Annotated in this window: 22 protein-coding genes and 1 pseudogene; 17 read left to right on the top strand and 6 right to left on the bottom strand. The window is 60.5% G+C overall.

Going from position 1 to position 22,130, the window contains the following annotated elements; translation table 11 throughout:
* Positions 1–104 precede the first annotated feature (104 nt).
* The 5 genes from B9Z47_RS10065 to B9Z47_RS10045 all read left to right on the top strand — a co-directional run bounded on the left by B9Z47_RS10065 (position 105) and on the right by B9Z47_RS10045 (position 4,511).
* Positions 105–581, top strand: a complete 477-nt coding sequence (locus tag B9Z47_RS10065) for a 4Fe-4S dicluster domain-containing protein (RefSeq protein WP_053174099.1) — start codon at positions 105–107, stop codon at positions 579–581.
* 28 nt (positions 582–609) lie between these two features.
* A complete protein-coding gene (locus B9Z47_RS10060) occupies positions 610–2,457 on the top strand; it encodes an aldehyde ferredoxin oxidoreductase family protein (RefSeq protein ID WP_108331086.1) in 1,848 nt (615 codons plus the stop codon).
* Positions 2,458–2,568: 111 nt separating this feature from the next.
* Positions 2,569–3,915 carry an NAD(P)/FAD-dependent oxidoreductase gene (locus tag B9Z47_RS10055; protein ID WP_108331085.1) on the top strand — a complete coding sequence of 449 codons (1,347 nt, stop codon included), beginning with the start codon at positions 2,569–2,571 and terminating at the stop codon, positions 3,913–3,915.
* A 15-nt stretch (positions 3,916–3,930) separates the two neighbouring features.
* Positions 3,931–4,185, top strand: coding sequence for a MoaD/ThiS family protein (locus tag B9Z47_RS10050; protein WP_108331084.1), 255 nt, complete (start codon positions 3,931–3,933; stop codon positions 4,183–4,185).
* A 26-nt stretch (positions 4,186–4,211) separates the two neighbouring features.
* Complete coding sequence (locus tag B9Z47_RS10045; protein WP_108331083.1) at positions 4,212–4,511, top strand: hypothetical protein; 300 nt, start codon at positions 4,212–4,214, stop codon at positions 4,509–4,511.
* A gap of 211 nt (positions 4,512–4,722) precedes the next feature.
* Here B9Z47_RS10045 and B9Z47_RS18935 read toward each other — a convergent pair whose 3' ends face one another.
* From B9Z47_RS18935 to B9Z47_RS10035, 3 genes and pseudogenes are all read right to left on the bottom strand, one after another.
* Entirely contained in the window at positions 4,723–4,890 is a 168-nt protein-coding gene (locus B9Z47_RS18935) for a hypothetical protein (protein ID WP_233253746.1), read from the bottom strand.
* Positions 4,891–5,334, bottom strand: a complete 444-nt coding sequence (locus B9Z47_RS10040) for a hypothetical protein (protein ID WP_233253745.1) — start codon at positions 5,332–5,334, stop codon at positions 4,891–4,893.
* Positions 5,335–5,393: 59 nt separating this feature from the next.
* Positions 5,394–5,513, bottom strand: a pseudogene (locus B9Z47_RS10035) (transposase); the annotation flags it as partial.
* 270 nt (positions 5,514–5,783) lie between these two features.
* On the opposite strand from B9Z47_RS10035, the gene B9Z47_RS10030 reads away from it, so the two are divergent.
* The 12 genes from B9Z47_RS10030 (at position 5,784) to B9Z47_RS09975 (ending at position 18,196) form a co-directional block, all read left to right on the top strand.
* Complete coding sequence (locus tag B9Z47_RS10030; RefSeq protein ID WP_158271667.1) at positions 5,784–6,236, top strand: MarR family winged helix-turn-helix transcriptional regulator; 453 nt, start codon at positions 5,784–5,786, stop codon at positions 6,234–6,236.
* Positions 6,237–6,293: 57 nt separating this feature from the next.
* Positions 6,294–7,871: an ABC transporter substrate-binding protein gene (locus tag B9Z47_RS10025; RefSeq protein WP_108331081.1), complete on the top strand. Its 1,578-nt coding sequence runs from the start codon at positions 6,294–6,296 to the stop codon at positions 7,869–7,871.
* A gap of 21 nt (positions 7,872–7,892) precedes the next feature.
* Positions 7,893–8,834 (top strand): ABC transporter permease, encoded by a 942-nt coding sequence (locus B9Z47_RS10020; RefSeq protein ID WP_108331080.1) that lies wholly within the window; start codon positions 7,893–7,895, stop codon positions 8,832–8,834.
* A gap of 7 nt (positions 8,835–8,841) precedes the next feature.
* Positions 8,842–9,735, top strand: coding sequence for an ABC transporter permease (locus B9Z47_RS10015; protein WP_108331079.1), 894 nt, complete (start codon positions 8,842–8,844; stop codon positions 9,733–9,735).
* A gap of 5 nt (positions 9,736–9,740) precedes the next feature.
* Entirely contained in the window at positions 9,741–11,366 is a 1,626-nt protein-coding gene (locus tag B9Z47_RS10010) for an ABC transporter ATP-binding protein (RefSeq protein WP_108331078.1), read from the top strand.
* Positions 11,363–12,745: an amidase gene (locus B9Z47_RS10005; RefSeq protein ID WP_108331077.1), complete on the top strand. Its 1,383-nt coding sequence runs from the start codon at positions 11,363–11,365 to the stop codon at positions 12,743–12,745. Before B9Z47_RS10010 ends, B9Z47_RS10005 begins: the two co-directional genes overlap by 4 nt.
* A 260-nt stretch (positions 12,746–13,005) precedes the next feature.
* Positions 13,006–13,866 carry a branched-chain amino acid ABC transporter permease gene (locus B9Z47_RS10000; protein WP_108331076.1) on the top strand — a complete coding sequence of 287 codons (861 nt, stop codon included), beginning with the start codon at positions 13,006–13,008 and terminating at the stop codon, positions 13,864–13,866.
* A 1-nt stretch (position 13,867) separates the two neighbouring features.
* Positions 13,868–14,842 (top strand): branched-chain amino acid ABC transporter permease, encoded by a 975-nt coding sequence (locus B9Z47_RS09995; protein WP_108331075.1) that lies wholly within the window; start codon positions 13,868–13,870, stop codon positions 14,840–14,842.
* Positions 14,843–14,847: 5 nt separating this feature from the next.
* On the top strand, positions 14,848–15,612 hold the full coding sequence (locus tag B9Z47_RS09990; RefSeq protein WP_108331213.1) for an ABC transporter ATP-binding protein: 765 nt from the start codon (positions 14,848–14,850) through the stop codon (positions 15,610–15,612).
* The gene (locus tag B9Z47_RS09985) at positions 15,599–16,306 is read left to right on the top strand and encodes an ABC transporter ATP-binding protein (RefSeq protein ID WP_108331074.1); all 708 of its coding nucleotides are present in this window, start codon (positions 15,599–15,601) and stop codon (positions 16,304–16,306) included. Before B9Z47_RS09990 ends, B9Z47_RS09985 begins: the two co-directional genes overlap by 14 nt.
* A gap of 62 nt (positions 16,307–16,368) precedes the next feature.
* A complete protein-coding gene (locus B9Z47_RS09980; protein ID WP_108331073.1) occupies positions 16,369–17,535 on the top strand; it encodes an ABC transporter substrate-binding protein in 1,167 nt (388 codons plus the stop codon).
* A gap of 43 nt (positions 17,536–17,578) precedes the next feature.
* Positions 17,579–18,196 carry a histidine phosphatase family protein gene (locus tag B9Z47_RS09975; RefSeq protein WP_108331072.1) on the top strand — a complete coding sequence of 206 codons (618 nt, stop codon included), beginning with the start codon at positions 17,579–17,581 and terminating at the stop codon, positions 18,194–18,196.
* A gap of 13 nt (positions 18,197–18,209) precedes the next feature.
* Here the strand turns inward: B9Z47_RS09975 and B9Z47_RS09970 are convergent, their stop codons facing one another.
* Genes B9Z47_RS09970 through B9Z47_RS09960 form a run of 3 tightly spaced genes read right to left on the bottom strand, consistent with a single transcriptional unit; the run spans position 18,210 to position 22,130 of the window.
* Positions 18,210–19,190: an NADPH:quinone oxidoreductase family protein gene (locus B9Z47_RS09970; protein ID WP_108331071.1), complete on the bottom strand. Its 981-nt coding sequence runs from the start codon at positions 19,188–19,190 to the stop codon at positions 18,210–18,212.
* Entirely contained in the window at positions 19,187–20,887 is a 1,701-nt protein-coding gene (locus tag B9Z47_RS09965; protein ID WP_108331070.1) for a long-chain fatty acid--CoA ligase, read from the bottom strand. Before B9Z47_RS09965 ends, B9Z47_RS09970 begins: the two co-directional genes overlap by 4 nt.
* A gap of 19 nt (positions 20,888–20,906) precedes the next feature.
* Positions 20,907–22,130 carry an acyl-CoA dehydrogenase family protein gene (locus tag B9Z47_RS09960; RefSeq protein ID WP_108331069.1) on the bottom strand — a complete coding sequence of 408 codons (1,224 nt, stop codon included), beginning with the start codon at positions 22,128–22,130 and terminating at the stop codon, positions 20,907–20,909.

Below are 22,130 nucleotides of genomic sequence, written 5' to 3'. Positions count from 1 at the left end.
AGGGTTAATCCGCATCGGTTTGCAGGGGCGGGCATCAACAATGGCTATGCATTCTGATTCATAAGCGCGGGCTTGAACAGTCCGCCACATCACAGGAGATCCACATGCAGAAAGTCCTGCACATCAACCCGGACAAATGTACCGGCTGTTTGCAGTGCGAAATGGCCTGTTCTTTCGAGAACTACGGCACATACGCCACGTCCAAATCGCGCATCAAGGTGTTCGACTTCCACCACACCGGCAAAAAAGTGCCCTACACCTGCACCCAGTGTGACGAAGCCTGGTGCCTGCATGCCTGCCCTGTGGAAGCCATCACCGTGGACAAAGCCACCGGTGCCAAAGTGGTCAACGAATCCACCTGCGTGGGCTGCAAAGTCTGCACCATCGCCTGCCCGTTCGGCACCATCAACTACGTGCAGGAAACCGGCAAGGTGCAAAAGTGCGACCTGTGCGGTGGCGACCCGGCCTGTGCCGACGCCTGCCCGACCGGCGCCATCACCTTTGTGGACGCCAACTGGACCGGCATCGACAAGATGAAGCAGTGGGCCGATAAGTTGGGCAATCAGCCCAGCGCCGCCTGATCCCCCAACCCACTGAAGGAGCACACATATGTCTTGGGCTGGAAAAATCCTCCGCGTCAACCTCACGGCTGGCACCGTCAAATCTGAACCGCTGAACATGGAGTGGGCCAAGGCTTACCTCGGCTCACGCGGTCTGGGCAGCAAATACTTGATCAGCGAGATTGACCCCAAAGTCGATCCTTTGTCGGCTGACAACAAACTCATCTGGGCCACAGGTCCGCTGACTGGCACCATGGCCTCCACTGGCGGCCGCTACACCGTCATCACCAAGAGCCCGCTGACCGGGGCGATCGCTTGCTCCAACTCAGGTGGTTATTGGGGCGCTGAGCTCAAAATGGCCGGTTGGGACATGGTCATTTTTGAAGGCGCAGCGGCCAAGCCGGTGTACCTCTACATCAACGACGACGAAGTCGAGTTGCGCGACGCGGGCCACCTCTGGGGTCAAAGCGTCTGGAAGACCGAAGAAATCCTCAAATCCAGTCTGCAAGACCCATTGCTGCGCGTGTCGAGCATCGGCAAGGCCGGCGAAAACGGCGTGCTGTATGCCGCCGTGGTGAACGACCTGCACCGTGCGGCCGGCCGTTCGGGCGTGGGCACCGTCATGGGCAGCAAAAACCTCAAAGCCATTGCGGTGCGCGGCACCAAGGGCGTGGGCAACATGCAAAACCCCAAGGCTTTCATGGCTGCGGCCAAGGCTGCCAAAAAGGTGCTGGCCGACAACGCCGTCACGGGCCAGGGCCTGCCCGCTTACGGCACCCAGGTGCTGATGAACGTGATCAACGAAGTGGGCGGTTTGCCCACACGTAACCACCGCGACGTGCAGTTTGAAAGCGCCAAAGACATCTCGGCCGAAGCCATGGTCACGCCCCGCGAGACCGATGGCAAAAAGCACCTGGTGACCAACCAAGCCTGTTTTGGTTGCACCATTGCCTGCGGCCGCATCAGCAAGATGGACGAGGGCCACTTCTCCGTCAAGAACAAGCCTGAGTACTGGGGTGCCAACGGCGGCCTGGAATACGAAGCAGCCTGGGCGCTGGGCGCAGCCAACGGCGTGAAAGACCTCGAAGCCCTGCAATACGCCAACATGATTTGCAACGAAGAAGGCTTTGACCCGATCAGCTTCGGTGCCACCATCGGTGCCGTCATGGAGCTGTACGAAATGGGCGTGCTGACCAAAGAGCAAATCGGTGTGGAAGCACCCTTTGGTTCGGCCGAAGCGCTGTGCGAGTTTGTCGACATGACGGCCAAGGGCGTCGGTTTTGGCAAGGAAATTGGCATGGGCTCCAAGCGCCTGACCGCCAAATACGGCCACCCCGATCTGTCCATGAGCGTCAAGGGCCAAGAGTTCCCGGCCTATGACGGCCGCGTGATCCAGGGCATTGGCCTGGCCTATGCCACATCCAACCGTGGTGCTTGCCACCTGCGCGGCTACACCATCGCCTCTGAAGTGCTGGGCATCCCGGTCAAGACCGAGCCCACCGAGCACGAAGGCAAGCCCGAGTTGGTCAAGGCCTTCCAAGATGCGACAGCCGCTTTTGACTCGGCCGGCATTTGCGTGTTCACCAGCTTTGCCTGGACACTGGCTGACGTGGCCCCTCAGGTGCAAGCCGCTTGCGGCGAAGAGTTCACCATGGAGCACCTGAACCACATCGGCGAGCGCATCTGGAACATGGAGCGCGACTTCAACAACGCCGCCGGCTTCACCAAGGCCGACGACAACCTGCCCAAGCGCCTGATGACCGAAGCCGCCAAAACCGGCCCCGGCAAAGGCATGGTCAGCAAGTTGGATGAAATGCTGCCCAAGTACTACGACGCCCGCGGCTGGGATGGCGAAGGCCGTCCGACATCGGCCACCCGGGAACGTCTGGGTTTGTGACCTTGCCCCTGTAGGAGCGAGCGCCTGCTCGTGAAGCCTTCACCGTAGGGGTGCGCTTCTACAGGAATCCAAGCGGCCTGCGGGCCGCTACCTGTTTCTGGAGTCCGATTCATGACCCACCACGTCATCTTGGGCGCAGGCCCTGCAGGCGTCATCGCCGCCGAGACCCTGCGCAAACACGCCCCCGCCGACACCATCACCCTGGTGGGTGACGAGCCCGATGCGCCTTATTCGCGCATGGCCATCCCTTATCTGTTGATTGGCAACATCGAAGAACAGGGCACCTACTTGCGCAAGAGCGCCACCCACTTTGACGATTTGCGCATCACGCAAGTCAAGGCCAAGGTGACGCGTGTGGACGCGGCAGGCAAAACGGTGCATCTGGACAACGGCCAGTCGATGGCTTTTGACAAGTTGTTGATCGCGACCGGCTCTCAACCCGTGCGCCCGCCGATTGCGGGCATGGACCTGCCCGGCGTGCACCCGTGCTGGACGCTGGAAGACGCCCGGGCCATCCAGGCGCTGGCCAAGCCCGGTGCCCGTGTGCTGCAAATGGGCGCAGGCTTCATTGGCTGCATCATCATGGAAGCGCTGGCCGCGCGCGGCGTCAAGCTGAGTGTGGTGGAGATGGGTGACCGCATGGTGCCCCGCATGATGGGCCCGGTGGCCGGCGGCATGATCCGCGACTGGTGCGAGGCCAAAGGTGTGCAGGTGTTCACCGGCACCAAGGTCGAGGCCATCAGCCAAGGTGCTGGCTCTGAAAAAGGCTTGCTCGGTAAGCTGGCCTCAGCGGTGGGCTTGGGTTCTGACGAAGCGGGTGGCCCACTGCAGGTCCGCTTGTCCAACGGCCAAACCGTCGAGGCCGATCTGGTGATCAGCGCCACTGGCGTGCGCCCAGCGATTGGCTTTTTGAAGGACAGCGGTATCACCTGCCTGCAAGGCGTGTTGACCGACCAGCACCTGCAAACCAATGTGCCCGGCATTTACGCCGCAGGCGACTGCGCCGAAGCGTTTGACATGGTCAGCGGCAAAACGATTGTGAGCGCCATCCAGCCCAACGCGGCCGAGCAGGCCCGCGTGGCCGCGCTGAACATGCTGGGCCAAAAGACCGAACTCAAAGGCGTCACACAAATCAACGTGCTCGACACCCTGGGATTGATCTCCACCAGTTTTGGCAACTGGGAAGGCGTGGCCGATGGCCAGTCGGCCGTGCTGACCGACAAAGCTGCGGGTCGTCACCTGAGCTTGCAGTTCAAGGACGATGTGATGATCGGCTGCAACAGCGTGGGCTGGACCGAGCATGTGGGCGTGATGCGCGGCTTGGTCGAAGGCCAGGTGCGCCTGGGCGACTGGAAAGACCGCCTGATGCATGACCCGACAAAGCTGGTTGACGCCTACCTCGATTGCGCACAGGGTCAAGGGCGATGGAGCGGTGCGCAAGACGCACGCCGCCGATGAAGTGACAATCTGCGCATGAACATCACATTCAAACTGTTTGCCACGCTGACCGATTACTTGCCCCCCGAAGCCCGGCGCAGCAACCAGGTCACACTGGATGTGGCGCAGGACACCAGCATCAGCCAGATCATCGAGCCCTTTGGCATGCCGCCAAAGCTCGTGCATCTGGTGCTGGTCAATGGCAAATACATCAAACCTGAAGACCGGGGCACCATCACCTTGGTCGAAGGCGATGTGCTCGCCATCTGGCCCCCTGTGGCCGGTGGTTGAGCACAGCACACGCGGCGACTCGACCCATGCAGTCCTATTACCCCGAGCGCTTCGAGCGCGACATGGGCACCAGCGAAACCGAATGGTTGACCGCCTTGCCTCGCGCACTGGCCGAGCATGTCTTTGAGCTGGGCACCGACCAGGCACGCGTGCAAATCGGTGACGGCCATCTGCAACTGCAATGGCATATCCTGCCGCCACGCGTGATCGCGCTGCTGCGCATGCAGCGGCTGGCAGTGTCTTTTGCCTTCGAGGGCGTGGAAGAGGGCGCTCGTCAGCGCTTCATGAAGCGCTTTGATTTGACGATGCAGAGGGGTGGGGGATAAGGGTGGGGGCGAGTGGCTGTTGCAGGCAGTTATGTTGATCCCTGCATAACAGCCTGGCGCTTACTCCAAGTTCGAGAGTCACATCGAATCCAGATGCTCTTTGATCCTGGCAAGCAGTTGGTCAAATTCCGGCTGACCTCGGTAATAAAGTGCAGATGACTTACGGTATTCCCGTGCGAAGTGGTCGAAGTCGCGCCGGTCGTGAAGAAATTCAAGCACCCATCCACTCCCGAAAGCGTTTGCGTGTGGCCATGTTGCCGTAGCTTTCGACCGCCTCTTGCAGGCGCTTGGGATCAAAGGAGGACAACTTGCTGCGTGCCTGGCTGAGCACCATATCGCGGTCTTCGGCCAGTTCGTCCAGGTTATTGAGCAAATCCACCTAGAGGAACTCCCGGCTCAGCTTTTTGGGAAAGCGTGGCTTCACCCGGAAGTCGAACTGTCGATTGCCCAGTTGTAAGACGCCATGGCGCTTGTGGTTGTAAACCAGCGTGCGGTTGTAGAGCTGGGTGGTGCCCAGGCCAACCGCGTTGTAAGCCGAGGGCGAGAACACCAGGAATTCCTTGTCCCGCAGAAAGCCTTTCACCACCTGTTCGTCGGTAGGCGGGAGTGGACCAAAGCTGGATTGTTTGGGTGCGTGGTAAAGCCCTTGGGCCAGTTTTTGAAGCTTGCCCATGGCCACCAGTTCGCGCAGATGCCGATCAATGGCCTTGCTCAGAAAAGTCAAATTCTCGTGCCGGTAGACGTGGCCGGCGCGCAAGCCTGCCGCCAGGTGCGCAGTGGCACCCTTCAAAGACGGGGTATGCAGTGATGCACCGGCGGTCATGAATGTTTATTCATTGAGGTTTCATGCATTTCACTGATTCTTCGCAAAATGAACACTGCAAACCAGCGAAAGAGCATGTTGCACTGAATTTGTTCCATGAGCATTCGCTCGGAACGCACGCTGTAGAGCACCTGCAACAGCATGGCGCGCAACAACTTCTCGGACGCGATGTTGGGACGAAATCATCGAGCCGTTTCATCAGAAACAAGCTCTCGGTAAGGGTGTCAGCGCCGCGCATGTCTGTTTGATTTTTGTGTTGCCTGAAATGTCGACTGCACAGCTGAATGGGCGCTTTCAGTGCGTCAGTATTTCAGCACCCTGCTAGGGTAAGCACGGATTTTTCTGAAGTTTTTTCGATGTAATCTTCAATTGTTGAAATTTTCAACTATTAATGAATTCAAGTGAAAATGCATTCGCCGCTCAAAATCAAGACCAACTACATCAACATCTTGTTGGACATTGCCGCCCAAAAAACCCGCGAGCGGGGGGACTTGGTTTACGAATGTCAGCTGGGGGTGTCATTGCGCGATATCCGGCTGTTGCGCTTGATAGGCGTTCAGCCTGGGGTTGTCATGGGCGAATTGACCGAGCAATCCGGTATTGAAAAAACCCTGGCCTCCAAACTGGTGAGCTCGCTGGTGCAGAGGGGCTTGGTGGTGAGGCAAATTGGTCATAAGGACGCCCGAAAAACACACTTGGCACTAAGCCAAGACGGCGTGAATCTGGTCGAGCGTGCCGAGCCTTTGGGCGAATTTCTAGAGCGTGGATTCGGCAAATTCCTCAGTGCAGATGAAATCAAATCCCTGCGAACGATTCTGAAAAAAGTGATTGAAGCTGAACGGGTGACGCGCCCTGAGTTTGATGCCTGGATGGCACAACAGGCAAACCCGGATAACAGCTGAAAGCTTTCTGTCCCTGTGTTTTTTATCTGTTTTTCTTATCTTTCGAAAGTGAAATACATGTACATCACATCCCGTATCCGCCGCTCTGTAGTTCTTGCAACGGCCACTTTGGTGTTTTCTGCCGCCGCCTGGTCCGACGCGGTGTTGCGCACCGTCCCATCATCGGATCTAAAAATACTGGACCCGGTGTGGACCACCGCCCTCATCACGCGCAACCACGGTTTCATGATTTACGACACCCTTTTCGCGCCTGATGAAAAAGGCTTGATCAAGCCACAGATGGTTGAAAAATACACGATCAGTGCCGACAGCAAGGTCTGGCGTTTCAGCTTGCGCCCGGGTTTGAAGTTTCATGACGGTAGCGCAGTGACTTCGCAGGATGTGATTGCTTCGCTCAACCGCTGGGGTAAGCGTGATGTACTGGGTCAGAAGATGTATGCCGCCATGGACAGTCTGACAGCAGAGGGCCCAAACAGCTTCACGATCAAGTTCAAGCAACCCTTTGGTTTGGTGCTTGAGGCGTTGGGCAAGCCAGGTCCACTGGTGCCGTTCATCATGCCCAAGTCGGTGGCCGAAACACCTGCCGACAAGCAAATCGACAGCATGGTGGGTTCGGGGCCGTTCACGCTGGGCAAGGCCGACTTCCGTCCTGGTGACCGAGTGATTTACCGTAAAAACCCCTCCTATGTGCCGCGCAAGGAACAGGCTTCAGGTCTGGCCGGGGGGAAGGTGGTCAAAGTGGATCAAGTGGAGTGGGTTTTCCTGCGAGATCCGCAAACGCAGACCAATGCACTGGTTAACGGCGAAATTGACATGTTAGAGGTCACGCCATCTTCGCGTTATCCGGAGTTGCGCACCAACCCAGCTGTTGAAATGTTCGATGTGGTGCCTGCGGGTACTTTCACTGCTATTTACAACCACAAGGTGCCTCCATTCAACGATGCACGGGTCCGTCGCGCGGCAATGCTGGCGATCAATCAGGAAGCGATGCTGCGTGCCCAGATCACATACCGTGAATTCCTTAAGCCCTGCGCTTCCTTGTACCTTTGCGGCTCTGTGTATGCCAATGAGAAAAATGGCCTCTTCACCGGCAAGCCTCAGTTTGAAGAAGCACGCAAGCTGCTCAAGGATGCCGGCTACGACGGCAAACCGGTGGTGGTCATGCTGCCTGGCGACGTGCCCGCCCTTAACCGTTTGCCGCTGGTCTACGGCGAACTGCTCAAGCAAGCAGGATTCAATGTCGACGTGCAGACCATGGACTGGGCCAGTCTCCTGACTCGTCGCACCAAAAAAGACCCGGCTGACAAAGGTGGCTGGAACGTTTTTGTCACCTATTGGGGCGGGGCAGACGCCAGCAGCCCAGTGAGCTACACGCCGCTGACAGGTCATGGTGATCAGGGCTACTTTGGCTGGCCAGTCGATGCCGAAATTGAATCGCTGAAAACCCAGTTCATCGAAACGGCCGATCTGACCAAGCGCAAGGACATAGCCGGACGCATCGAGCGCCGCGCGCTGGAGTCTGGCGTTCTGGGGCCGATCGGTGAGGGCAAGAGCCTGGTGGCGGTACGTCGCGGTGTGGTTTCGGGCCTGCTGCCTGCGCCTACCGTGGTGTACTGGAACGTGCAGAAGCAATGAAAAAGAGAACAGGGCTTCGCCATGCTGAACTTTCTCTTTCGCCGTGTGCTTGCCGTGATGCCTGTGCTGCTGGTGGTGGCCATCATCGTCTTCATGATGCTGCGTATGACGCCAGGCGATCCTGCTGCTGTGATCGCCGGGGATAGCGCCAGTGCAGAAGATATCTACCGCGTGCGCACCGAACTGGGCCTTGACAAGGCGCTGCTTGTGCAGTTCTTGGCTTGGCTCGGGCAAGTGCTGCAAGGTGATTTGGGGTATTCGTTCTTCTACAAGATGGAAGTCAGTCAGCTGATCGCGCAACGTCTGGGGCCTACGCTGTCCGTGGCCGGGTGGACCATGGTTCTGACCGTGCTGATGGCCGTGCCTCTGGGGCTGTTGGCAGCCTGGCGTCGTGGAAGCTGGCTTGACCGTTCCATCATGGCAGCCTCAGTGGCCGGCTTGTCGATTCCAGTATTTGTCGGTGGGTATGTGCTGATCTGGTTGTTTTCCATGCGATTGGGCTGGTTGCCTTCGCAAGGCTACACACCCTACGCCCAAGGTGTGCTGCCCTGGCTAAGTGGTCTGGCACTGCCCTGCTTGACGCTGGCCGTGCTTTACACAGCACTGATCGCGCGGGTGACCCGAGCTGCGGTGTCCGAAGCCTTGACGGAGGACTTTGTGCGCACCGTTCGGGCCAAGGGTGTTTCGGAATTGCGCCTGATGCTGCGCCACGCCTTGACCAATGCGGCTGTGCCCATCGTCACGGTGATTGGCCTGAGTCTGGCGGGTTTGATCAGCGGGGTGGTGGTGACAGAAACGATTTTTGCCATCCCTGGCGTAGGACAACTGACCGTCGATGCAGTGCTCTCGCGTGACTACCCACTGATCCAGGGCATCACCGTCTTCTTTTCGCTGGTCTATGTGGTGATCAACTTGCTGGTTGATCTGAGTTATTTGATGCTGGATCCCCGTATCCGTTACTGAGACTGCCATGAATCAAGCTGTTTACATGGCGTCATTGCGCCGCTGGTTAACCCATCCCGGCATCGTGATCGGTGTGGTCATCCTGAGTCTGGTGGTGGCAGTGGCTGTCGCTGCACCTTGGCTTTACACCATCGACCCGAATGCGATGGATCCGAGCAATTCGCTCCAGGCGCCTGGCGTCCGCGCCGAATTCATCACCTTGGGAGGCGAGAGTTTTCATCGCTTGTTCCTCATGGGCACCGATGGCGTGGGGCGCGATGTCTGGAGCCGTGTTGCCTACGGCGCTCGCATTTCGGTGGTGGTCGGTATTTCCGTGGCTTTGGCGTCGATGGCGCTTGGCCTGGTTTTGGGACTGGTGGCTGGCTACTTCAGAGCGCTGGACAGCGTCATCATGCGCGTCATGGACGGGGTGATGGCCATTCCTGGCATCCTCTTCGCCATTTTTTTGGTTTCCATTTGGCGACCCAGTTTGCTGACAGTGATCGTGGCCATCGTGGTGCCTGAGACACCCCGTGTCGCACGGGTGGTTCGCTCGGTGGTTCTGTCGGTACGCGAGGAGCCTTACGTCGAGGCCGCACGTGCACTCGATACGCCGACTTGGCTGCTGATCGTCAGACACATCCTCCCCAATACCGTGGCGCCGCTGATTGTTCAGGGCACCTTCATCTGTGCTGCGGCCATGCTGATCGAGGCGGCCATGTCTTTCTTGGGCATCGGCCTACCGTCGCAGATTCCAACCTGGGGAAACATCATGGCCGAAGGTCGAGCGCATTTCAGTGCACACCCCTCCACGGTGCTGTTGCCGGGTGCTTTTTTGGCGGTCACGGTGTTGGCCGTCAATGTGCTCGGGGATGCACTTCGCGATGCGATCGATCCGAAATTCAGAACGCGCAAAGGGTGAGGCAAATGGCTGAAATTGTGAATCCACAACCCTGTCTGTCGGTGCGCGGTTTGCGCATCAATCTGCCAACCGGCGCAGACCGTGCGCATGCGGTCAATGGTATTTCTTTCGATGTCGGTCCCGGCGAGGTGGTGTGCCTGTTGGGTGAATCCGGGTCTGGAAAGTCGGTCATCGCACAGGCCGTGATGGGGCTGCTTCCTGAGGCACTGGTGCCCTCTGGTGGCGTGATTGAGCTCCAGGGTGAAAACCTGCTGAACGCCACACCGGCTCGCCTGCGTGCGCTGCGCGGCAGCCGCATGGGCATGGTGTTCCAGGAGCCCATGACCGCGCTCGATCCGGTGATGACCTGTGGCGCTCAGGTCGAAGAAGTGCTGATTCAACACACCGATCTGAACAAAGCAGCACGTCGCCAAAGCGTGCTGGATATCTTTGCACGGGTTCGATTGCCAGATCCGCAGCGGATGTATGCGGCCTACCCGCATGAACTGTCGGGCGGACAACGCCAGCGCATCGTCATTGCGATCGCGCTGATCTTGCGGCCATCATTGCTGATTTGCGACGAGCCGACCACCGCGCTGGATGTGACCACTCAGGCTGAAATCCTCAAGCTGATCCGAGAAATGCAGCAGGAAAACGGGACGGGCGTGTTGTTCATCACCCATGATTTTGGTGTGGTGGCCGACATCGCCGACCGGGTGGTGGTCATGCAGCTGGGACAGCAAGTGGAGTCCGGCGACAAGACTGAAGTGTTGCAGCATCCGCGCGAACCTTACACCCGCTCTCTGCTGCAAGCCGTGCCCGAACTCAAGCCTATGCGGCCTGCGATCACAGTCGAAAGGCCGTTGCTGCTGGAAGCCTGCAGCCTGGGCAAGCAATACAGCGCCGGTTCCTGGCCCATGCGTCGCAGGGTGGTGGATGCCGCCCGGGACGTTTCGTTGCGACTGCATGCAGGCGAGACCTTGGGCATCGTGGGGGAGTCCGGCTCGGGCAAATCCACCGTGGCCCGTTGCATTGCCCAACTGATTGAGCCCACCCAGGGCCAAGTCACGTTGCAGGGCCTGGAATCGACCGCTTCCAACCGTGACCGTCGGTCTGCTTTCCGGCGCTCGGTGCAGGTGGTCTTTCAGGACCCGAACCGCTCGCTGAACCCGCGCAGGACGGTGGGACAGTCCATCGTGGAGGGCCCGATCAACTTCGGTGTCACCCAGGAGAAAGCTTGGCAACGGGCCGAAGAATTGATGGCACTGGTGCGCATGCGGCCCGATGCCTTGCACCGCTACCCCAGCGAGTTTTCTGGGGGGCAGCGTCAGCGCCTGTGCATTGCCCGCGCCCTGGCTTGCGAACCCAAGGTGCTGATCGCTGATGAGGCTGTATCGGCTCTCGACGTGTCGGTGCAGGAGCAGATCCTCAAACTGCTGGAGGACATTCAAAAGCGCTTGGCCATTGGCATTCTGTTCATCACCCACGACCTGCGTGTGGCCAGTCAGATCTGCGATCGGCTGGTGGTGATGCACCAGGGGCGCATCGTCGAGCAGGGCTCTGCCCGCGATGTGCTGCTGCAACCCCAACAAGACTACACCCGTTCGCTTCTGGCCGCTGCACCAGGACAAGGATGGACTTTTCACGCATGAACACCGAACTACACGAACTGAATGCCGCCGAGCTGCTTGCCCACTACCGAGCCGGTACTTTGTCGCCCGTGGAGGTGGTTGAATCGGTGATGGCGCGCATGGACCGGTGTGAACCGCAGATCCAAGCGGTCTGGTGGCGCGACCGCGATGCGGCCCTGCAGGCAGCGCGGGCCTCCGAGAAACGCTGGCAGCGTCAATCGCCCATGGGCGATCTGGATGGGGTGCCTGTGACCCTCAAAGAAAACATCGCGACGCAAGGCTTGCCTACTCCGCTAGGCAGTGCCGCCACCGAACTGCTGCCCGCCCAGGCAGACGCCCCTGCGGCAGCGCGCCTGCGCGAAGCAGGTGCTGTGCTGGTGGGCAAGACCACCATGCCCGATTTCGGTTTTCTGGGTGCTGCGCCGTCGAGCTTTCACGCACTGAGCCGCAACCCCTGGGACCTGAGCCGTAACACCGGCGGCTCCAGCTCTGGTGCCGGGGCGGCGGTAGCGGCCGGGTATGGCCCCTTGCACCTTGGCACCGACATTGGTGGTTCGGTCCGGATACCGGCCAGTTTTTGTGGCGTCTTTGGTCTCAAGCCCAGCCAGGGACGTGTTCCGGTGCTTCCGCCGGCAGCAGCCCGCGTGATCGGCCCCATGACCCGTACGGTGACCGATGCGGCTTTGTTGATGCGGGTGATTTCCCGACCGGACGTGCGGGACTATTCCAGCTTGCCTTTCCAGGAGATGGACTGGCATGCACTGGAACGCTCTCCTAAAGGGTTGCGCATCGGCCTCTGGCTGGACCCGGCGACCGACTGGACGGTGGATGGCGAGGTTCATGCCGCTGTGCTGCGAGCCTCAGAGCTGTTCAGGTCAGCGGGTGCCACGATCGATGTGGTGAATGACTGGACCACGCCCGAAATGCGTTTGGGCATGATCCACTATTTCACGATGCGCTGCCGCGTGGACCTGGCGGCCATGCCAGCCGAGCGTGCCGCTCGCGCTGCACCTTACATTCACAATGCGGCGGAATTCGCAGCGAACCTGTCACCAGAAGACACTTTTCTGGCATTCACGCGGCTGCAGCAATTGCGCGCAGCCACTGTGGCCGCCACGCAATCTTTCGACTTTGTGCTGTCACCCGTATCGCCTGTACTGCCCTTCGCAGCGGAGGCGATCAACAGCGGCGGTCAACCGCTCAAGGACGCGCACTTCACATCGGTGTTCAACCAGTCTGAGCAGCCAGCGGCCTCCATTTGCTGCGGCTTTTCTGCATCGGGACTGCCCATCGGTCTGCAGATCTCGGGGCGGCGCTTTGATGATCTGGGTGTGTTGCAAATGGCCAAATTTTTTGAATCCGCCCGAGGACCCATGGACCGAGCCTGGCCCATGACCTGATTGCGCAGATCAAAACTCAGCGCTGAGTTTTTTCACCGCCAATCTGGCGGTAATTGGGTGTGCTTTGGGCTCGACACCCAAGGTGCATTTCCCTCAAAAAACCAACACCCGACGGATTGGCGGCAGCTTCTTGCGTGCTTTGAACGGGTTGAATTGCTTTGAATGTGTGGGTTAACCCCAATCAATAAGTTCCACTGTGCAGCATAGAATTCCAAAAAAATTATTTCCAAAACTTAAACGAACTGAAGGGTCTCCCCAAAATGGATATTGTTTTCCAACAGGTGTTGAACGGGCTGACGCTCGGCGGCATCTACAGCCTCGTGGCGCTTGGGCTGACCCTTGTTTACGGAATCCTGCACGTCCCCAACTTCGCCCATGGTGCGTTCTACATGGTGGGTGCCTTCATCTCCTACACCCTGATCGCCAAACTGGAGGTCAATTACTGGCTGGCGATGCTGGGTGCAGGCGCGGTGGTGGCCGTGCTGGCCGCGCTGGCCGAGCGACTGGTTTTTCACCCCTTGCGCAACGAGAGCGGACTTCACCCGATGATTGCTGCCATCGGGCTGTTGCTGTTCCTGGAGGCCGGTGTGCAGGCCATCTGGGGTCCTGATTTCCTGCGCATGCCTACCCCTTACACCGGCATACTGGACTTGGGCGGCGTGACCGCACCGGTGCAGCGCCTGCTGATCATTGGAGCGGCCTTCACGCTGATGCTGGCCTTGCATTTGTTTCTCACGCGCACGGTGATGGGCTCGACCATCATCGCCATGGCGCAGAACCGGGAAGGGGCCTCTTTGGTGGGCATCGATGCCAACCGTGTGGCCATGCTGACCTTTGCCGTCTCGGGTGTGCTCGCGGCCTTTGCCGCCACGCTTTACGCGCCCATCAACCTGGTCTATCCGGCCATGGGTCATCTGGTGATCACCAAGGCTTTCGTGATCATCATCCTGGGGGGCATGGGCAGTGTGCCCGGCGCCATCTTGGGGGGACTCATCATTGGTTTCGCGGAATCCTTTGGTGCTTTTTATGTGTCCGATCACTACAAGGACATCATCGCTTTCGTGGCACTGGTGGTGATTCTCTCGTTCCGTCCGCAGGGCATTTTCAAGGGAGCGCACTGACATGGTGGAACGTATTCGCACTCTTGTGGGCTGGGGCGTACTGTTGCTGGCCGGCTTGTTGTTTCCATTCTTTGTGGGCAACGACTACCACCTCACGGTGATGAGCACGGCTTACTTGTTTGCCATTGCCACGCTCGGACTGAACTTGATTGTTGGCTATACCGGGCAGTTCAATCTGGCGCACGCCAGTTTCATGGCCATTGGTGCTTACACCGTGGGCATCCTCACCGTGGACCACGGCTACTCGTACTGGCTGTCCTTCTTCTTGGCAGGTGTGGTGACGGTCGCGATCGGTTTGCCTCTGGGCTGGGTCTCGCTGCGCCTCAAGGGCCACTACTTCTCGATCTTCACGATGTGCGTGGGCTACATCATCTTTTTGGTGATCGAAAAGTGGGAAGACCTCACGCACGGCCCGGTGGGCATCATCGGCATCCCGGGACCTGAGCCCATCGGTGCAGTTGATTTTGAATCACCCCGTTCACAGTATTACCTGATGTTCTTTTTCCTGGTGTTGGCCGTGTGGGTCATGCGCCGCATCGTCAACTCCTTGCTGGGCCGCACCTTCATGGCGATCCGCAACGGCGACGATCTGGCAGAGGCGCTGGGCATCAACTTGATGCGCAACAAGCTCACGGCTTTCCTGCTTTCGGTGCTCTATGCGGGCTGGGCCGGTGCGCTGTACGCGGGCTATGTGCGCTTTCTCGGGCCAGACCTCGCGGGTGTGCAGCACACCTTCGACATGACGGTGTATGTGCTGGTGGGCGGCTTGGGCACACTGATTGGTCCGCTGCTCGGTTCGATCTCCGTGCCTTGGTTGACGCAGTACCTGCAGTTCCTGCAGGAGTACCGCTTTCTCATCTTCGGCCCGATCCTGATCCTGCTGGTGATCTACCTGCCCCATGGCGTGGTGGGCACCTGGCTGGGCTGGCGCGCCCGTCAAGCAGATGCCGCCCGCAGCAACGCAACGCAGGAGTGAAGGCCATGCTCAAGATCGACAACCTGACCAAGAAATTCGGCGGCAACGTGGCCGTCAACAACGTCTCGACGACGATCGAGACGGGCAAGATCAACGCCATCATCGGCCCCAACGGCGCTGGCAAGACCACCTTCTTCAACCTGATCAGCGGGGTGCACAGGCCCACGTCAGGCACCATCACCTATGACGGGCGCGACATCACCTCGCTGCGCACCGATGCGGTGGCACGCCTGGGCTTGGCCCGCACCTTCCAGAGCACCACCTTGTTCGACAACGCCACGGTGCTCGACAACCTCATCGTCGGCCACCGCTTGCGCACCCGCTCGGGCCTGCTGGATGTGCTGGTAGGCACAAGTCGCCTGCGCGAGGAAGAACGCATCTGCCGCGAAAAAGCCCGATCCGCGCTGGACTTCGTGGGCCTGGCCCATCTGGAACACCGACTGGCTGGCGATGTCTCGCAGGAAGAGCGTAAGCGCGTGGCCTTTGCGCTGGCCTTGGCCACCGAGCCGCGTCTGGTGCTGCTGGACGAGCCTGCCGGCGGCGTCAACCCCGAAGAAACCGTGGGCCTGGCCGAATTGATCCGCAAGATGGTCAAGAACGGCCTGACCGTCTGCCTGATCGAACACAAGATGGACATGATCATGAGTCTGGCCGACAAGATCCTCGTGCTGAGCTACGGGGAAAAAATTGCCGAGGGCACACCCGCCGAGGTCAAGGCCAACCCGGCCGTGATCGATGCTTACCTGGGGAGTGACCATGCTGAAATTTAAGGGCGTATCGCTCCACTACGGCGCTTTCCGTGCGCTAGACAACGTCAACCTGCACGTCAATGACGGTGAACTGGTGGTGCTGCTGGGGGCCAATGGCGCTGGCAAGAGTTCCATCTTCCGGGCCCTGTCGGGCCTCACGCCAATTTCCGGCGGCGACATCGTGCTGGGCGACACCTCGCTCAAGGGCATGAAGCCTTCTCAGGTGGTGCGTCAGGGCGTGGTGCAGTGCCCAGAAGGCCGCAAGCTGTTTTTACAAATGTCGGTGCTCAAGAACCTCATGCTGGGTGCCTACGTTTACCGCGGTGACAAAGCAGAGAACCAGCGCCGGCTCGATGAGGTGATGGCGCTTTTCCCCATCCTGGCCGAAAAGCGCAACGACGCTGCGGGTTCGCTCAGCGGGGGGCAGCAGCAGATGGTGGCCATTGGCCGAGCCCTCATGGGGCGCCCCAAGGTCTTGCTGCTGGATGAGCCTTCACTGGGTCTGGCCCCGCTGGTGGTCAAGCAGGTGTTCGAAGTCGTCAAGGGCATCAACGCCGCGGGCACCACAGTGCTGCTGGCCGAGCAGAACGCCTATGCCGCACTCAAGATCGCCAGCCGGGCCTATGTCATCGAGCGCGGCAGCATCGTGCTTGAAGGCGACCGCGACAGTCTCTTGAACAATGAGGCTGTGCGCAAGGCCTACATCGGTGCTTGAGCCGCCTTGTTCTTCGACACGCCCACTTGGCCCGTTTTCTTTTCCCAAACCAGGAGATTTTCATGATCAGAAGGCAATTTACCCAGATCGCAGGCGCCCTTGCCATGGCGGGCTTCATTGTTTCCATGCCCGCTATGGCACAGGAAGTTGTGAAGATTGGATTTTCTGGCCCGCTCAGTGGTGGCGCCGCGCAGTACGGCAAAAACACACTCGATGGCATGAAGTTCGCCGTAGACGAACTCAACGCCTCGGGTTTTGAGGTGTCGGGCAAGCCAGTGCGCTTTGAAGTGGTGGCGTTGGACGACAAGTACAACCCTGCCGAGACGGGCATCAACTTCCAGCGCCTGGTGCAGGAGTACAAGACACCGGTGGTGATGACGCCGCACTCCGGCGGCATCTTTGCCATCCAGACCAAGAACATGGCCACCAAGACGCTGCTGCTGGCTTACTCCAGCGTGCCCGAGATCACCGCGCGCGGCAACACCCTGACGCTGCGCATTCCGCCGGAATTCACGTCCTACCTCCCGGCATTCGTCAAGCACACCATGGGCAAGTTCGGCAAGAAGGTGGCCATTGCCAGCGCCGACCATGATTACGGCAAGGCATGGATCAAGGCCTTCGTGCCGGCCTGGAAAGCCGCCGGTGGCGAGGTGGTGGCCGAAAACCCCATGAGCTACAACCGCGCCGCCGATTTCTACAGCGGCGTGAGCAAAGTGCTGGCGGCCAAGCCCGATGTGCTGTTTGTTGGCGGGGCTTCGGAGCCAACCGCCTTGGTGGTCAAGCAGGCTCGTGAACTGGGCTTCAAGGGCGGCTTTGTCATCATCGACCAAGCCAAGATGGACCAGATGAAACCCATCCTGGGCGGTAACTACGCCATGCTCGAAGGTGCCATCGGCACGTTGCCTCTGATAGACGACCAGAGGCCGGGGACCCGAGCCTTTGTGGGCAGCTGGCTCAAGGCCTTCCCTGGCCGCGACCCTGCTTCGGAAATGTCTCTGAACTATTCCGCCATGCTCGCGACCGCACAGGCCATGAAATTGGCTGGAACCACCACGGACACCGCCGCCATCCGGGCCCAGCTCGACAAGGCTTTCAAAACGCTCAAGTCGAGCCAGAATCCGCACAACTTGGACGGTGTGGACGCGCGCGGCGGCACTTTAGCCAACACCCGTGTGGGCGTGGTGGAAGGTGGAAAAATCAAAGAAATGGCGATCGCCAGCTTCAAGTGACCCCTTCGAAAGAACGCGTGGCGCACGCCACCCGAAGTTCAGCATGAGCATTATTCTGGTGCGCCACGGCGAAACGGCGCTCAATGTGTCGCGTGTCCTGCAACCGCCGGACACGCCTTTGTCGCAACGGGGTCAGTCGCAGGCCCGTGCGGTAGCCCTGCGGCTGAGCTCTGAGCCCGTGGCCGCATTGGTCAGCAGTGACTTGCTTCGTGCACGGCAGACAGCCGATGCCATCGCCTTGCACGGACGCGGTCTGACGGTGGCGTCCTGGACCGGCTTGCGTGAAAGAGACTTCGGTGACTGGCGAGGCCAACCCTACGACGCCTTGCCGGTGGATCCTTTGCGCATGGTGCAAGCCCCGCCGAGCGGTGAGTCGCAGGCGGCGTTCGCTGAGCGCTGTCGCCTCGCTTGGGCAGATCTGGTGCAATTGCGCTCGCGCCTGGATGGTGCCCTGGTGGTGGTGTCGCATGGGCTGACCATCCGCCAGCTCATGGCGGATCTGTCGGCCGCTGCCGGTGCCGCAGCGTTGGCTGGCCGTCTGGGCAACACCGCCGTGACGGTGCTGGATGCCTCCTCCCCCCACACGGTGCGCCTGTTCAATTGCACCCGACACCTCGTGTCGGGGCTGAAAGAAGACGAAACCAGCCTCTCTGGCGGCTGAAACCCTTGCAGGTTCAGCCGCGCGGCAACACCACGATTTTGCCCATGGCCTGACGTGAAGCCAGACGGGCTATGGCGCTGGCTGCGTCCGCGAGACCGACGCGTTCGGTCACCGGCGGCTTCACCAGGCCGGCCTTGAACCAGTCGGCCAGTTGTTGCAGGTCGGTGCGCAATTGCGCTGGATCGCGCGCCATCGCAGCGCCCCAGAACACGCCCAAAATTGCACGTTCTTTGAGCAGCGCCAGGTTCAGCGGCAGCTTTGGAATGTCGCCAGCGGCAAAGCCGACCACCAGGTAGCGACCACGCCAGGCAGTGGCGCGCAGTGCGGGTTCGGCATAGGCACCGCCCACGGCGTCGTACACCACATCGGCACCTTCTCCCTGGGTCAGGCGTTCGACTTCGCGGCGCCATTCGGGCTGGGTGTAATCCACGGTCTCGTCGGCTCCCGCCTGTTTGGCCAGTGCGCGTTTTTCTTCGCTGGAGGCTGCGGCGATCACACGGGCACCCATGGCCTTGGCGATTTCGATGGCGGCGATGCCGACGCCACCCGCGGCACCCAACACCAGCAGGGTTTCGCCAGGCTGCAGTTTGCCAATGGTTTTCAGGGCATGCAGCGAGGTGCCATAGACCAGCACAAAAGATGCACCCGCGGCGTAGTCCATGTCCTCGGGAAGCGGGATCACGCGCGAGGCCTGGGCAATGGCCTGCTCGGCAAAGGCGCCTGTGCCGGTGGAGCAGGCCACGCGGTCCCCCACCTTGACCTGTGTAACGCCTTCACCCACCGCGCTCACCACGCCGGCCAATTCGGCGCCGGGTGTGAAGGGCACCGGTGGTTTGACCTGGTAAAGGCCTTGAACCATCAAGGCATCTGGGAAATTGATGGAAGCGGCATGCACATCCACCAGCACCTCACCAGCCGCCGGACTGGGCGAGGGGATGTCTTGCACTTGCAGGGTGTCGATAGGGCCAAAGGCATTGCAGCGAAGGGCTTTCATGGGGTAACTCCTTGTTGGTCGATGAGGTTCTGGCGTTCCTGCAGCTCACGCCACATGATCTTGCCGCTGCCCGACTTGGGCAGGGATTCGGCGAACTCGACGAGCCGCGGACTTTTGTAGGCGGCCATGTGTTCGTGCGCCCAGTTGACGATGTCCTGCTCGCGCACTTGGCCGCGGTATTCGGGCTTGAGCACCACGATCGCTTTGACCGTTTCGCCGCGTTTGGCGTCTTGCGCACCAATCACGCAAACCTCGTGGATGGCCGGGTGGTGGTACATCATGGATTCCACTTCGGCTGGCCACACCTTGTAGCCTGACGCATTGATCATGCGTTTGAGGCGGTCCATCATGAAGAAATAACCGTCTTCGTCCATGAGGGCCAGGTCGCCGGTGCGCAGGAAGCGGCGGCCTTCGATCTCGATGAAGGCCTCTGCCGTGGCGGCTTCGTTGCGCCAGTAGCCGGTCATCACCTGCGGCCCGTGGGCCACGATCTCGCCGGTCTCGCCCCGGGGCAACTCTTGCAGCGTCACGGGGTCGATGATGCGTGCGTCCACATCAAAGATCGGAATGCCCAGGCACTGGGCCTTGGGGCGGTGCGCCGGGTTGATGTGCAATGCCGCCATGGTTTCCGTCATGCCATAGCCTTCCACATAGTCCAGTCCCAACAGGGCCTTGAGCTTGTGCGCCACTGCAGCGGGCATGGCGGCGCCGCCACCCCGGATGCCCGTCAGCTGCGACAGGTCGTATTCGCCGATGCGCGGGTTGGCCAGGAAATCCACCACCATGGTGCTGATGGCCTGCCAGGTGGTGACGCCGTGCCGCTGCATGAGCTCGGCGGCGGTATCCCGGTCCCAACGCGACATGACCACCACGGTGCTGCCCGCAAACAAGGGGCCGTTCATGGCACCGGACAGGCCCGTCACATGGAAGAAGGGCAAGACCGCCAGCATCACCGAATCCTGGTTACGGCCAAACCACTGGATGCCCCCCACTGCAGTGCATTGGGTGGTGCGGTGGGTGTGCATGCAGCCTTTGGGGTGACCCGTGGTGCCCGAGGTGTAGGGCATCACGCACAGGTCATCGGGTCCTGCGGTGTGTGGACCCGGTTTGTGCTGGGCTGCCAGTGCGTCGGCCCACGCGTGCAGGCCCTGGCCGGACAGCGCCTGGCGCGGTGCCGTGACGAAGTCGGGCAGATGCAGGTCCGACGGACCCTGCAGGTAGTCGCTGTAGGTGGCCACGACCACTTGGTCCAGCACATCGTCACCCGTGGCACCGTGCTGCCGGTGCAGTGGAAGCATCTGGGGCAGCAAGTCCTGGGCGCAGATGGCCACGCGGGCACCGCTGTCCGAGACGTAGTGCGACAGTTCCTCGGTCATGTTCATCGGGTTGACCGGGACCACCACCGCGTTGGCACGCAGGATGGCGTAAAAACCGATCACCCATTGCGGGCTGTTTTGCATGTACAGCAAGACCCGGTCGCCGGCCTGCACGCCGCACACCTGCTGCAGGTGGCCGGCCAGACACTCGGCCTGGTCGCGGAACTGGGAAAAACTCAGCGGTGTGTCGTAATAGACGATGTAGGGCTTGTCCGGGTAGCGCTGTGCTGAAACCTCGGCGTTGAACCACAGGCTGGTCTCGGGCAGTGTCAGGTGCCGGGGCAGCGCAGGTGGCCAGTGGGCAAAGTGTGGGGCAGTCATGGACGATGTCTGAAAAGGATCACTGGCGCGCCAGAACGCGGGCGATCTCGTCCTTGGCGATGGCGTTGCGGTGGACCTCGTCGGGGCCGTCGGCAAAGCGCAGCGTGCGGACGCCGGCATACGAGCGGGCCAGGCCAAAGTCGTCGCTGACGCCGGCACCGCCGTGAACCTGCATGGCCCAGTCAATGACCTGCAGCGCCATAGAGGGGGCCGCCACCTTGATCATGGCGATTTCCTGACGGGCTGCCTTGTTGCCGACCTTGTCCATTTTCCAGGCCGCGTGCAGCACCAGAAAACGGGCCTGATCAATCAGGATGCGCGATTGCGCGATGCGTTCACGCGTCACGCCTTGTTCGGACAGTTTGCGACCAAAGGGGCTGCGTTGTGTGGCGCGCAGGCACATGTCTTCGAGGGCGCGCTCGGCGCGGCCGATCACGCGCATGCAGTGGTGGATACGCCCGGGGCCCAGACGTCCCTGTGCAATCTCGAAGCCACGGCCTTCGCCCAGCAGGATGTTGCTGACCGGCACCCGCACATTGGTGAACTGCACCTCGGCGTGGCCGTGCGGCGCATCGTCGTAGCCGAACACCGGCAGCGAGCGCAGAACCTCCACGCCAGGCGTATCCATGGGCACCAGGATCATGGACTGCTGGGAGTGTCTAGGGGCTTGCGGATCGGTCTTGCCCATGAAGATGAGGATCTTGCAGCGCGGATCGTTGGCGCCGCTGGTCCACCACTTGCGACCGTTGATGACGTAGTGGTCACCGTCGCGCTCGATGCGCGCTTCAATGTTGGTCGCGTCACTGGAAGCCACGGCGGGCTCGGTCATGGCAAAAGCCGATCGGATGGTGCCATCCAACAGGGGGGGGAGCCAGCGTTCCTTCTGTTCGGGCGTGCCGTAGCGCACGATGGTTTCCATGTTGCCGGTGTCCGGCGCTGAACAGTTGAACGGTTCGGAGCCAATGGGCGAGCGCCCCATGATCTCGGCCAGCGGCGCGTACTCGAGGTTGGTGAGCCCGGCACCCAGAGGCGACTCCGGCAGAAAGAGGTTCCACAGGCCGGCCGCTTTGGCCTTGTGCTTGAGCTCTTCCATCACCGCAGGTTCCTGCCAGGGGTTGCCGGCGGCGCGAAAGGCTTTCATCTGTGCCTCGAACACGGGCTCTGCAGGGTAGATGTGCTCGGTCATGAAGGCCTGCACACGGGCTTGCAGGTCCTGGACTTTGGGGGAATGTGAGAAATCCAT

The organism is Limnohabitans sp. 2KL-1 (assembly GCF_003063435.1).
GTDB lineage: Bacteria > Pseudomonadota > Gammaproteobacteria > Burkholderiales > Burkholderiaceae_C > Limnohabitans_A.
Note: the sequence above shows the minus strand (reverse complement) of the source record. Positions and strands in the feature narration are given on the sequence as shown.